Source organism: Flavobacterium sp. (genome assembly GCF_031411595.1).
Taxonomy (GTDB): domain Bacteria; phylum Bacteroidota; class Bacteroidia; order Flavobacteriales; family Flavobacteriaceae; genus Flavobacterium.
In genome coordinates this window covers 22119-35756 of sequence record NZ_JANOBI010000043.1, presented here as the reverse complement: position 1 = coordinate 35756, position 13638 = coordinate 22119, and the positions used below count along the sequence as shown (strand labels likewise).

General features: G+C 38.7%; 11 protein-coding genes. 1 reads left to right on the top strand and 10 read right to left on the bottom strand.

Annotated features, from left to right (window positions below; translation table 11 throughout):
* Positions 1-63 precede the first annotated feature (63 nt).
* The 9 genes from pruA to RMO03_RS10190 all read right to left on the bottom strand — a co-directional run bounded on the left by pruA (position 64) and on the right by RMO03_RS10190 (position 10477).
* Positions 64-1692: an L-glutamate gamma-semialdehyde dehydrogenase gene (gene pruA / locus RMO03_RS10230; RefSeq protein WP_309642006.1), complete on the bottom strand. Its 1629-nt coding sequence runs from the start codon at positions 1690-1692 to the stop codon at positions 64-66.
* 284 nt (positions 1693-1976) lie between these two features.
* Positions 1977-2363: a Co2+/Mg2+ efflux protein ApaG gene (gene apaG / locus RMO03_RS10225; protein WP_309642005.1), complete on the bottom strand. Its 387-nt coding sequence runs from the start codon at positions 2361-2363 to the stop codon at positions 1977-1979.
* 75 nt (positions 2364-2438) lie between these two features.
* Positions 2439-3692 (bottom strand): DUF5103 domain-containing protein, encoded by a 1254-nt coding sequence (locus tag RMO03_RS10220; protein WP_309642004.1) that lies wholly within the window; start codon positions 3690-3692, stop codon positions 2439-2441.
* A gap of 77 nt (positions 3693-3769) precedes the next feature.
* Positions 3770-4537, bottom strand: a complete 768-nt coding sequence (locus RMO03_RS10215; RefSeq protein ID WP_309642003.1) for a methyltransferase domain-containing protein — start codon at positions 4535-4537, stop codon at positions 3770-3772.
* Positions 4537-5355 (bottom strand): type I methionyl aminopeptidase, encoded by an 819-nt coding sequence (gene map, locus RMO03_RS10210; RefSeq protein WP_309642002.1) that lies wholly within the window; start codon positions 5353-5355, stop codon positions 4537-4539. The genes RMO03_RS10215 and map overlap by 1 nt, the downstream gene beginning before the upstream one ends.
* Before the next feature lie 44 nt (positions 5356-5399).
* The gene (locus RMO03_RS10205; protein ID WP_309642001.1) at positions 5400-6788 is read right to left on the bottom strand and encodes a TolC family protein; all 1389 of its coding nucleotides are present in this window, start codon (positions 6786-6788) and stop codon (positions 5400-5402) included.
* Entirely contained in the window at positions 6785-8134 is a 1350-nt protein-coding gene (locus RMO03_RS10200; protein ID WP_309642000.1) for a biotin/lipoyl-binding protein, read from the bottom strand. Before RMO03_RS10200 ends, RMO03_RS10205 begins: the two co-directional genes overlap by 4 nt.
* 3 nt (positions 8135-8137) lie before the next feature.
* Complete coding sequence (locus RMO03_RS10195) at positions 8138-9799, bottom strand: ATP-binding cassette domain-containing protein (RefSeq protein ID WP_309641999.1); 1662 nt, start codon at positions 9797-9799, stop codon at positions 8138-8140.
* A 3-nt stretch (positions 9800-9802) separates the two neighbouring features.
* Positions 9803-10477, bottom strand: coding sequence for a TetR/AcrR family transcriptional regulator (locus tag RMO03_RS10190; RefSeq protein WP_309641998.1), 675 nt, complete (start codon positions 10475-10477; stop codon positions 9803-9805).
* 149 nt (positions 10478-10626) lie between these two features.
* Here RMO03_RS10190 and RMO03_RS10185 point away from each other — a divergent pair, with 149 nt between their 5' ends.
* On the top strand, positions 10627-11901 hold the full coding sequence (locus RMO03_RS10185; protein WP_309641997.1) for an acetyl-CoA hydrolase/transferase C-terminal domain-containing protein: 1275 nt from the start codon (positions 10627-10629) through the stop codon (positions 11899-11901).
* A 98-nt stretch (positions 11902-11999) separates the two neighbouring features.
* Here RMO03_RS10185 and gpmI read toward each other — a convergent pair whose 3' ends face one another.
* The gene (gene gpmI / locus RMO03_RS10180) at positions 12000-13517 is read right to left on the bottom strand and encodes a 2,3-bisphosphoglycerate-independent phosphoglycerate mutase (protein ID WP_309641996.1); all 1518 of its coding nucleotides are present in this window, start codon (positions 13515-13517) and stop codon (positions 12000-12002) included.
* Positions 13518-13638 lie beyond the last annotated feature (121 nt).

The following is a 13638-nucleotide window of genomic DNA, read 5'->3' as shown; positions in this document are numbered from 1 at the left end:
GAATCAGAACAATAAAAAAAGCCTAACGTTTTGCATTAGGCTTTTCTATAAAATATATTTTGATTATTCTCCCAAAAACGGATAACGATAATCTTCTGGTGTCACGAAAGTTTCTTTGATGGTTCTTGGTGAAGCCCAACGCAACAGATTCAGTGCCGAGCCCGCTTTGTCATTGGTTCCCGAAGCACGAGCGCCACCAAAAGGTTGCATGCCAACTACGGCACCCGTAGGTTTGTCATTGACGTAGAAATTTCCGGCTGCGTTTTGAAGTGCTGTTGTAGCTTCTTCAATCGCGTAACGATCTTGACTAAAAATAGCTCCGGTTAAGGCATATTCTGAAGTTTCATCGACAAGTTTTAAGGTTTCACTCCATTTAGAATCTTCGTAAACGTAAATTGTAATTACCGGTCCGAACAATTCAGTTTCCATCGTAGTGTATTTCGGATTCGTGGTTACGATAACCGTTGGTTCAATAAAATAACCTTTCGATTTGTCATAGTTTCCACCCACTATAATTTCTGCATCAGCATCTTTTTTAGCTTGGTCGATATAGCTCGCCAATTTGTCGAATGAGCCTTCGTGAATGACTGCGGTTATGAAGTTTCCGAAGTCTTCAGGCGAACCCATTTTCATCGATTTCACATCTGCAATCAATTGTGATTTGACGTCATTCCACAAACTTTTTGGAACATAAGCTCTCGATGCTGCCGAACATTTCTGTCCTTGAAACTCAAAAGCGCCACGCACAATTCCGGTTACGACTTGTTTCACATTCGCACTTGGATGTGCTACGATGAAATCTTTTCCGCCGGTTTCACCCACAATTCTTGGGTAGGTTTTATAATGGTGAATGTTGGTTCCGATGTTTTTCCAAATGTCTTTGAACACATGCGTGGATCCTGTAAAATGAACACCCGCAAAATCACGGCTTGCAAAAATCGTTTCGCTAATCATTTGTGCATCGCCAAAAACTACGTTGATCACGCCATCAGGAAGTCCGGCTTCTTTGAAAACATCGATGATGATTTTAGCAGAAAACACTTGACTGTCACTTGGTTTCCAAATTACGACATTGCCCATCATCGCAGCACTTGCAGGAAGATTGGCGGCAATGGCGGTAAAGTTGAATGGTGTAATCGCATACACAAAACCTTCTAACGGACGGTATTCCAAACGGTTCCAAACTGAGGAATCTGATTTGGGTTGGTCGTTGTAAATCTGCGTCATGAACTCAACGTTGTAGCGCAAGAAATCAATCAGTTCACAAGAAGCGTCGATTTCGGCTTGAAATATATTTTTAGATTGCGCAATCATGGTTGCAGCGTTGATGCGCGCACGATAAGGTCCGGCTATAAGTTCAGCTGCTTTTAAAAAGATGGCTGCGCGTTGTTCCCAAGCTAGGTTTGCCCATTTGGCTTTTGATGCTAATGCGTTGGCAATGGCTTGTTCGATATGTTTTTTTTCTGCGAGATGATACGTTCCTACGACATGTTGGTGGTCGTGTGGCGCGGTCATGTTTCGCGTATTTCCGGTTCGGATTTCTTCGCTTCCGATGTAGAGTGGCACGTCGATTTTTTCGTTCCACATTTTTTTGTATGTTGCTAAAACAGCCGCTTTTTCGGGTGAATTGGGTGCGTACGATTTTACAGGTTCGTTAACTGCTTTGGGTACGTGAAAGAATCCTTTGAGCATATGTTAGATTGTTAGATTGTTAGATTGCTGGATTATTAGATTGTTGGATGTGTGTTCTCAATTAAATCGGTTACAAAAGTACAAAGGTTTATTGAAAAACAGGATATCAATATTTATAAAACTGTGTGAATGTTTCGGGGTTTTTAGCCCAGATAGCAGAGAAAGCTTTTTGGTTTGCCGGCTATTTTTTGTTAGTAAAAAAAAGCGACTAGCAGAAGCTCTTTTTTTGCTTTTCAAAAAAAGTCGGGAAGCCAAAAACTTGGAACGGATAGCTGGATGAGCTTCTAATTTAAAGCAAAAGGAGCACTCAATTTGAAAGTCGGAACAATCACTTTGAAGTTTTTGGTTGAGGTGAAATTGATCATGTTGAAATGACCGCGCATCGCACCAAACGGAGAAGCAAGCAGACAACCTGAACTATACGTGTGCGTTTCTCCTGGTTTTAAAACCGGTTTTTTACCGATAACGCCTTCGCCATCTACGATTTCGAGATCATTGAGCGAATCGAAAATTTCCCAATGGCGGGAAGTGAGTTGCACCGAATCTTTGCTGTGGTTTTCGATTGAGACTTCGTAACTAAAAGCAAAATGGATTTTGTGATTCTTGAAGTACGTGCCTTCAAAAGTCGTCAAAACCGAAATTTTTATGCCTCTTGTTATTTGTGAAACCATGGTTGATTTATAAGTGAATTGCTGTCAAATTTACGAAAAATTGAATTTTCTACGATAAATTAAAGTTAAATTTTCTTAATTAATAATATTCTCCGAAGTCACAACACTTTTGCCAATGATGCGGTCATAACGTTGGCTGTTTTCTTTGTAATAGATTAACGTAAAATAATCGCTTACGGTTTGGTAGAAGTTGCCGTCGATGGCTTTTTCGGCATCAATTTTCCCTGATTTATCGGCCACAACGTATTGGTAATTCGTAAAACCTTGCTTGATCATGATGGCTTTTTCATAGACCGATTTTTCGGCGTTATAGTCCATTTTGTTTTCGGGCGATATCGCGTAATTGTTGAACATGCCATTGACATAAATGTCTTTTTTGTCGAAATAGGACGGCGCGGAAAGTGAGAAAAAGATCCAAGCGTAATCGGCTTCGATGTCGTTGTTTTCGGCATTTAAGTTTTTGGTAATGAAGTTACCATTGATGTCAGGATTGTAAGAATATTGTTCGCGTGATCTGGCTTCATCGGTATATAAATAACCATTGTAAACACCGCCTTGAGAATCGATTCTTGCAATGTTGTTGACGGCGCTTCGGATGTCTTTATTCTCGAAATAGCGGAATTCGTTTCCGGCCCAAAATTGGGTTTCGGCGTCGTATTTATAAATCAAATCATTGCCGATGGTATACATGGGTTTGATGTTGGTGATGCCGGAGTTTAATTGGCCGTTCTGGAGCAGTAGTATTTTAACATTGGTTAATGGGCTTTGAAAGGTGATACTAGTTGATTTGATGGTAAACTCCATGTTGTGTTTGTAGTTGACATCGGCTACGTTTCTGGCTCTTTTAACTTGTGAAGAAACGGTTACGAGGTTTTCATACATAATAAATTTTCTTGAAAAAACCACATCGCGATCTTCGTTGACGATTTTAATCATGTAGTTGCCGCTGACCAGCAATCGGGTATTTTTGTTTGGGAATTGTATTTTGTAGTGCGAATAAACTTGGAGTGTGTTATAGGAATTGGTGTAATCTTGGATGCGTTGGTTGTCGAAACCTTGCATGTATTCATTGATGGAAAGTTGCGATGGTTTCCAATCATAATCGCAATGCACGATTTGGTAATAGTAATTGGCTTCGTTGCCAAATAAATCATCAAATGCCAATTGAAAGGTGTCGCCCAATTGAAATATTGGGACGATGTTTTGTCCGTTTTGCACAAACGAAACGGTTTTGATATTGTAAGGCGGAATGACTTCTTTTTCTTCTTGGGCGTTGCTTAAAGCGCAAGTCAAGACGAGTAATATTATAGTGTAAAGTGATTTCAACATACTAGCGTAATTATTTCGAAAAGTAAATATACTACTATATTGATTTTAAATCGATGAAAATTAACGTTTGCATACGATTATTTTTTGGTGCAAACGGGAATGATTTCGCCTTGGGCGAGACAATATTGGTCGACTAATTCGGGAGAAAGTGTTTTGGTATAATCGACTTCATTGACTAGGAATCCAATGCTTCTGAGTTTGTCGAAATAATCTCTTCCGTAGATGCGAACGTGGTCGTATTGTCCGAAAATTTTAGCGCGTTCTTTCTGATCCGTAATCGTGTCATCTGAAAAAGTACTAGCTCTATTTAAGTCTTGTGGAATTTGAAAAATGCCCATGCCGCCTGGTTTTAGTACACGATATAATTCCTGCATGGCTTTGGTGTCATCAGGAATGTGTTCGAGAACATGATTGCATAAAATGACATCGTAAGTATTGTCTTCGAAAGGCAGATTGCAAATATCAGCTTTAACATCGGCTAGTGGTGAAAGCAAATCGGTGGTGGTGTAATCTAAGTTTTTTTGGTTGCGGAAAAGCTCGTAAAAAGCTTGCTCCGGAGCGAAGTGTAGTACTTTTTTTGGTGCTGAAAAAAAATCAGTTTCGTTTTTTAGGTAAAGCCAAAGCAGTCGATGTCTTTCTAGTGAAAGTGTGCTCGGTGACAATACATTGTTGCGTTGTGTTCCGTATCCGTAAGGCAAAAACATGCGGAAACTTTTCCCATCGATGGGATCGGTGTATCGATTACCTTTTAATGTCAATGCTAAAATAGGACGAACGATATAACTCAATCGGATTAGGATTGGACGTGGGATGGTATTTAATATGAGTTTAAAAAGTTTCTTCATTACAATGTCAAAGGTTCACGACGAAACTCATCTTCCTCATTGCTCACAATTCCTAATGCTTGATACACGTATGCAAATGTTGAAAGCAATTCAGGTTTCCCATCGATGATGGCTACGTCATGTTCGAAGTGCGCACTCGGTTTTCCATCAGCAGTCAGGATTGTCCAGCCGTCTTTGAGTTGTTTGATATTACGCGTTCCCATGTTGATCATCGGCTCAATGGCTACAACCATGCCTTCAATAAATAATTTTCCGCGACCGCGTTTTCCGTAATTGGGCATTTCGGGATCTTCGTGCATTTTCTGGCCTAAACCATGTCCGACCAATTCACGAACGACACCATAACCATGTGATTCTGTATATTTTTGAATGGCGTTACCAACATCTTCAACACGGTTTCCGATTTTGAATTCTCGGATTCCTACATATAAAGATTCTTTGGTTACTTGAAGTAATCTTTTGGTTTCGGGTGCGACTTCTCCAATTTCAAAAGAATACGCATGGTCACCATGATAACCGTTTTTGAAAGCACCGCAATCAACAGAAATCACATCGCCTTCTTGAAGTGGCGTATTGTTCGGAATGCCGTGAACAACTTGCGCATTCGGGCTCATACAAAGCGAATTTGGAAAACCATACAAACCTAAAAAACTAGGTTCTGCGCCATGATCACGAATGAATGTTTCGGCTAATTTATCGAGGTATAAAGTGGTTACTCCGGGTTTGATTTCACTTGCAATCATGCCTAAAGTTTTAGAAACAATCAACGCACTTTCGCGCATCAATTCAATTTCTTCTCTTGTTTTTTGGATAATCATGTTCTTGTTAATTGAGCCGTCAAAAGTAATGATTTTTAGGATATTTAATTCGGATTGGCGATGATTTTAAAAAGCTCAGAATTTGAAATATAATAACGGTTTTCTAACGCAATTTGATTCAATTGGGCAGTCACTAAATTGTTCTCCCTTGAATTGATTAGGAAAAGTGAACTTTCTCCTAAATCGAATAACCGATCTTCAGATTGTAGCATGGTTTTATGATCTTCGACCAAGTTGCTGATGTATTCATTTTGTTTGGTAAGTGATCCAATTTCGGCTTGTTGTCCTTTAATTTTATTGGTCAATTGCAGTCTTTCAAAATCGAGAATGGATTGTGTTTCTTGAATTTTATATTGCGCCAGTTTCAAATCGCCACGCTCTTTACGCAACAATATTGGAAACGAAAAATTGACACCGATTTTGTAATCTTCCAACCGATATCGATCAAAATAACTCGGTTCTGAAAGATACGTATACCCCAAATCGATTTTAGGTAACAGCTGATTGGCTTTCCATTTTCGGTCTACATTTAATATTGCAATTTTACTTTGCAGCGCATTGATTTTTGGATGCTTTGCAATCGTGAAATCAGATTGCAACAAGTCGTTGGTTTTTAACGTTTCTTGAATGGTCGATTTGAGTGCCGTTTCGGGGATGGTTTGTTCACCCAACTCTAACGGAATATTGTTCTCGAGCCACAAAAAAACACCTAATGTTAATTTGGCTTTGGTCAGTTTGAGTTGGGCGTCTTCCAAATTCAATTCTCGGTTTTTTAGAACGATTTTGGCTTCAATACTATCAATGGCTGGCTTGTCCCCTTGTTCTATTAAGGTTTTGATTCCTTTAAAACGTTGCAAGGCATTTACTTTATATTGTTTGTACAATTGCACTTCATCATGAGCTTTTTTCCAATTAAAATAAGCGATAGAAGCTTCATACATGACGGAAACGGCTTCTAATTGTTGTTCAGATTTGCTTAATTGGATTTGCATTTTGGCTTTTCTCAAGTTCGCCATTCGATCATTGATGAACAAACCTTGACCCAACGGAATACTAATGCCAAGTGAAGTTAATCCCTGATTTGGCAAAGTGTTTTCCGGATTGAGATAGATGCCTTCATTATTATCGAAGCTGGCTTTGAGTTCGATACCATACCAAGTTGGGATTTTAAAACTGCTGTTCAGTATCGAATAATAGGCTTGATCTTTAAACTGTTTTTTATTAAAATCAACTTCTATTTTAGGATCGAACGCGCCGCGAGCCTTCATTAAAGATGCTTGGGCTTCATTAATCTGAATCTGTGCATTTTTAACCAACGGATGGTATTTTTTGACGAATCCCAAAAACTCATTATAGCTAAGTTCATGCGGCACTTTTTCCTGTCCAAAACTCAAGCATCCCAAAAACAAAAAGAATGTTAGTATCGTTTTCATGATTTGGTTACTTTTGATTTGTTGGTTTTTGGTTGATAATAATTGGGTGGAAAACCGTTGAGTGTTCGCCATATTTCATACCAAATCGGAACATTGTTGAGCAGTGCAATCGTTTGGGCGCCGCCGCCAATGCTCAACTGTTTTGGCCAAGGAAGTTCTTGCGCATCAGGTGCAATGAGTACTCTAAATTTTCCGTTGTCGCTGATAAAATTTTCAATGGCTACGATTCTGCCACCAAAAGTACCAAACGACATATTCGGCCAGCCCGAAAATACGATGGTCGGCCAACCGTCAAACCAAACGCGTACTTTTTCGCCGCGATGTAATAAAGGCAAATCAATTGGGTCGACGTAAGTTTCTACTGCAATTTCGTATTCAGAAGGCATGATGCTTACGATGGGCGTGCCTTCTTTGATGGTTTCACCCAAACCAGCTTGCAAAGCGCGATTGACATAACCCGATTGCGGTGCTTTGATATAATACAAACCGTTACGAATACTATAATTAGTGTATTGGTTTTCGAGTTTATTGACTTGAGCTTCCGTATCGTACTGGTTGCTCAAAGCTGTAAATTGATCGCTTTCGGCTTTGGCGTTTTTCTCGTTGTATTCGGCTTTGATTCTATTGATTTCTACTTTCGTGTTGATGTACTCGTTTTTGCTCGTCAATAATTTGTTTTCTTGGGTAATGATTTTGGCTTCTGATTCTTGCAATTTTAATCGTTTTTCTTCCACATCGATTAATGGCTTCAGACCTTCTTTGTGCAATTGTGTCGATCGGTTGAATTGCGTTTTGGCAATTTTAATTTGCGTTTTAACGGCTTCCAAATCAATGCTGTCGCTTTTTATCTTCAGAAAAGCTTGTTTGATTTTATTTTCTGCTTGTTGTAGCTTCAATCCCTTTTCGTATTCGATAGACTGAATTTGATTCGACAAGGCTGAAACTTTCGAGACATAAGAAACCGCCGATTTCTTTTTGGCTTCTACCTGATTTTTGGTATTGCTGACCAAATTGGGATCGAAATAATCTTCTTTGATTTCAGAAATGAATAAAATTGTATCGCCTTTTTGAACAAAATCACCTTCTTTAACATACCATTTTTCGATTCGACCCGGAATCACCGTTTGAATGGTTTGTGGTCGTTGATTTGGTTTTAGTGTAGTAATGGCACCGGCGCCGGAAATGTTTTGTGTCCACGGCAAGAATAGCATAATTAGCCCTAGAACGGACACTGCAAAAATAATTCGATTTAAAATTTTATAATGTGGTCTGTTACTTAAATTTTTGACCGCAGAGTATTTTTCGAGCGGCTTAATTTTCTGATTGGTATGGGATATGTTCAGCATAACTTATGTTTTTTGGATGTCGGAAATCATTTTTCCACTCTGCATCACAATGTGGCGGGTGGCTTTTGTTTTCCACAATTGGTTTTTAGATGAAACAATGACAGTCCATTGGTGTTCGGGAGCACACAAAAATTCGATAATGTCTTTTGCAACCGCTTCATCCATGTGGTCTGTCGGATTTTCAAAAAACAAGACTTTTGGTTTGTGTATAATACTTCGAGCTAAAAGTATTTTCTGAGCGTTAGAAGAAGTCAGTTGTTTGCCTTCCGGAAAGATTTTTGTGTCGAGTCCGTTCGGTAATGATTTGATGACATCGCCGAGTTGCATGGCTTCAATCACCCATTTTAATTCTTCAATAGAAACTGACAGATCATTAAAAGTAATGTTCTCGCGAATGGTTCCTTCAAAAGGTGTTTCACCGTTAAGAATCGTCCCAATTTGAGAGCGATATTGTTGCAGGTTGATTTTTCTAAACGTATCATCATTTATGAAAAAAGCGCCTGACGTGGGTTGTAATAACCCTGATAAAATGCGGATTAATGTGGTTTTTCCAGAGCCGTTTTCACCATCAAGATATATTTTTTCACCTTGATTGATTTTCAAGGAAATGGTTTTTATCACATCATTTTTGGAATCAGGAAACCGAAATTTCAAATTTTCAATTTCCAATTGAATGTTGGTGAAGCAGCAATCATATTCTTGTGATATATCCTCTTCTAAAGTCAAATCGGTGATTGTGCCAATTTTTTCAACCGAAGTCAATACATCGTAAAAAGTCTCCAATCCGAGAATGATTTTTTCTACAGAATTGATAACTAACAAAATGATGATTTCTGCAGCTACAAATTGACCAATATTCATTTTTTGCTGAATCACCAAATAGCCGCCAATCGAAAGCAAACTCGCTGTGATAATCATTTTGAAAACAATGAGTTGGCTGAATTGTTTTTGAATGATTCTGAAATGTTTTTCACGATAACCCAAATAATCACTAACCAAAGCATTATTTTTTTCTAAGGCGAAATCGTAATTGAGATTGCTTCTGAAACTAAAATTGTTGCGCGCTAATTCTTGTAGCCAACTCGCTACTTTATACTTGAAATGGGATTCTTTTAAACTCGTTTCTAAACCGGAATGGTAGGAGAATTTAAAAATAAAATACAACAAAAAAATTAATAAGATTCCGAAAATGATGAAGTATGGATGATAAAGCGAGAGCAGAATAATTCCAAAAGCAATTTGAAGTATTGCTGCTGAAAAATCCAACAGCAATTTTGATGTTCCTTTTTGAATAGAGATGGTATCAAAAAAACGGTTGGCCAATTCAGGAGGATATTTGTTGTAGAGCGCTTCAAATTTTATTTTAGGGAATCTCGAAGCAAAATCAAATGAAGCACGAACAAATATTTTTTGTTGAAGATTTTCCGAAATTCGGAGTTGCATCAAAGATAAAATCCCAATCAATGCCACGCCAATAACCACTAAAACAATTAAAACTATCCAAGAGGCGCTAATGCGTCCTGCCTGAATAAAATTGATAATCGCTTGGATGCCTAACGGCAAGGACAAACTTAGTAGTCCGGCAAAAATGGCATAAAAGAGCAATTGAAAGACATCTTTTTTATCGAGTCGCAATAAATTATAAAACCTTGTTAATGCAGACATGGATTATTTTTTTAGGAGTGTGAATACGAGGTTTTGATAGAAATCTGTTGGACTTACATTTTCATCACAATCAGTAATCAAAGGCAAGTGTTCTTGCAAGAAGTGTTGGTGCAAACTCCCTTCTACTATCATAGATACTAGACTTTTGGCAAATGGATATTGCGGATTGACCTCATGAATTATCGTTACAATTCTGTTGATGATTCGAGTGTAAATCGAGAAAAAACCTTCTTTATTTTCTTGATCTATTTCTTTTGTATGTAGGGTTTTGGTAAATTCAGCAATGATAATTTTATTCAAAATCGCTTCGTTAATATGCTCGGTATTTGAATCGTCTTCAATTTTTTCAGTAATGGTAGCAATAGCTTTTTTTAATTTTTCTTCCGCATTTTCGATGTTGCTGGTCGTGAATACTAATTTATATTCCATCCAACTCCAATACCATGATGACAAGTAAATTAGTAGTTTGTGCTTGTTTTCAAAATAGCGGTACAAGGAACTTTCATTCGAACCAATGCGATCGCCCAATTTTTTAAAAGTAAAGTTTTCAAAACCAATGTCGTTAATCAACAGAATACTGTGCTCAATGATTTTTTTTCCAAGGACAGATGTTTCGGGATCTTTTACAAAAATTTTGGGATTGATTTGAATTTTAAAGTTTGCGAATAAAGTCTGCATATTGATTGTTTTTTATGCAAATATAATAGTAATACTATTGATTATGAAAATTTAACTTTTATTTATTATTTTCAATTTTAAGATAGTAAATGAGATTTGTCATATTTTAAAAATGAAATCGCGCGTACATTTGATTAAAATTTTTAGGTATGAGTCAATATGTAACGGCAGCAGAAGCTGTCAAAGTAGTAAAATCAGGAGACAGGGTTTATCTTCAAGCCGCAGCTGCTGCGCCCACGATTTTGGCCAATGCCTTAACAGAAAGGGCTTCAGAATTGCGCAATGTTGAGGTTTGTCATTTGCATACCGAAGGCGAGGCGCGTTATGCGAATCCGGCATTGGCAGATAGTTTTCACGTGAATTCCTTTTTTATTGGAGCCAATGTACGGCATACTTTAAAAGCGGGAAACGGATCCTATACACCAGTATTTTTAAGCGAATTACCACACCTGTTTCGTAAAAACGTGTTGCCAATCGATGTGGCGTTTATTCATGTTTCGCCACCGGATAAACATGGTTATTGCTCGCTAGGTGTTTCTGTGGAAGCGACTGTAGCAGCGATAGAAAATGCTAAAATTGTAATAGCGCAAGTCAATCCTCAAATGCCAAGAACTTTTGGTGACGGTATTTTGCATGTTTCTGAAATTGATTATTTAGTCGAAGTAGATGTTCCAATTTATGCTCATGAAGTGGTTCCATTTACTGCTGATGAAGAAAAAATTGGTGGCTATGTGGCTTCTTTAATTGATAACAAAAGTACTTTGCAAATGGGTATTGGTTCGATTCCAAATGCAGCTTTGAGCAAACTGAAAAACCATAAAGATTTGGGTTTGCACACCGAAATGTTTTCTGATGGCGTCATCGATTTGATTGAAAACGACGTCATCAATTGCAATTACAAAGGCACATTAAGAGGTAGGGTTTTGGCAACGTTCCTTATTGGTTCTAAGCGATTGTATGATTTTGTGAATGACAATCCGTTTATAGAAATGAAAGAATCTTCGATGGTGAATGACACCGCTCGCATTAGGAAAAACCCGAATATGATTGCGATTAATTCGGCGATTGAAGTGGATTTGACCGGACAAGTTTGTGCAGATTCGATTGGTCCACAAATGTATTCCGGAGTTGGTGGTCAAATGGATTTTATTCGAGGCGCTTCGTTAAGCCCCGGTGGTAAAGCCATTATTGCGTTGCCTTCAACGACTAAAAGAGGGGAAAGCAGAATTGTTCCTTTTCTAAAGCAAGGTGCGGGTGTAGTTACCACTAGAGGGCACATTCATTATGTAATCACCGAAAACGGGATTGCTGATTTGTATGGGAAAACACTTCGCCAACGTGCTAAAGAATTGGTTCGTATTGCCCATCCGAATCATCAGGAAAATATCGAACGCGAATATTATGATTTACTAAATAAAATGTAAAAAATAAAAGCTCCAATTTGGAACTTTTTTATTGAACACGGATTTCGCAGATTTCACGGATTGACATGAACTAATCTATAAAATCTGTGTTCGATTTTTTACAATAAAGAATGTCTCGTCATGACTTCGGGTTTTTCAATGCCCATTAATGCTAGTATGGTTGGTGCTAAATCGCCTAGAACGCCATCGTGAATTTGTTTCAATTCGGGATCCACCAAAATAATCGGAACCGGATTCGTCGTATGCGCTGTATTGGGGCTTCCATCAGGATTGATCATCGTTTCGCAATTGCCATGATCTGCAATCACTATTGTGGTGTAATTATTTTTCAATGCTGCAGTAATGACTTTTTCTACACAAGCATCGACGGCTTCACAAGCTTTTATGGCGGCACTCATGACACCGGTATGACCAACCATATCGCCATTGGCAAAATTCAAACACACAAAATCAACTTCACCTTTTTCTAATTCCGGAACCAAAGCGTTTGCTAATTCGTAGGCACTCATTTCGGGTTGCAAATCGTAAGTCGCTACTTTTGGGGAGTTGCGCATGATTCTGGTTTCGCCTTCAAAAGGTTCTTCGCGACCGCCTGAAAAGAAGAAAGTCACATGTGGATATTTCTCAGTTTCAGCAATTCGGATTTGTTTCTTATGGTGTTTTTCTAAAACCTCACCCAAAGTTTCGGTGATGTTGTCTTTGTCGAAAATGCGGTAAATGTTATTGAAAGTATCGTCATAATTGGTCATCGTGACATAATACAGATTCATTTTGTGCATGTTATAGTCGAGGTGGTCTTTCTGCGAAAGTACTTCGGTTAGTTGTCTGCCACGGTCTGTTCGGAAATTGAAGAAAATCACGACATCGCTTTCTTTAATTGTTGCAATCGGCTGATCTTGATCATTGGTCATGACCGTGGCTGGCATGAATTCGTCAGTCACATTTTTTGCGTAGTTTTCTTCGATACTTTTGACGGCATCTTTGGAATGCACACCAATTCCGTGTACGAGTAAATCATACGATTCTTTGACACGTTCCCAGCGTTTGTCACGATCCATGGCGTAATATCGGCCAATGACAGTAGCTAGTTTTGCGGGAGTTCCTTTGACATGATTGACGATATCGCCGATAAAACCGGTTCCTGATTTTGGGTCGACATCGCGGCCGTCCGTAAATGCATGGATGAAAACTTTCTGCAAACCGTAATTATTCGCTGCGTCGATAAGACCTTTGAGATGGTTGATGTGTGAATGCACACCGCCATCAGAAACGAGTCCAAGGAAATGAACATCTTTATCATATTCTTTGGCATAATGAAATGCATCGGCAATGGCTTTCTCTTTATCAAACGTTTTATTGAGCACCGCCAAATTGATTTTGGCCAAATCTTGATACACGATTCGACCGGCGCCAAGGTTCATGTGGCCCACTTCACTGTTGCCCATTTGTCCTTCAGGAAGTCCGACGTTGAGGCCATCGGTACGCAATTGTGCGTTTGGGTATTTTGTATAAAGCGAATTGATGAAAGGCACATTGGCATTATCAATTGCGGATACTTTTGGGTCGGGTGATTTTCCCCAACCGTCTAGAATCATTAGGATTACTTTCTTGTTCATGATTTTTTTGCTGAGTTTTTTATTGGTTTGAGGTCACGTCGCTTTGCTCGTGATGACGAGTCGTTGTTTTGAAATGAGGTGCCCTAGCCCTGATCGCAGCGGTTATCCTTTTGCGCCGTTG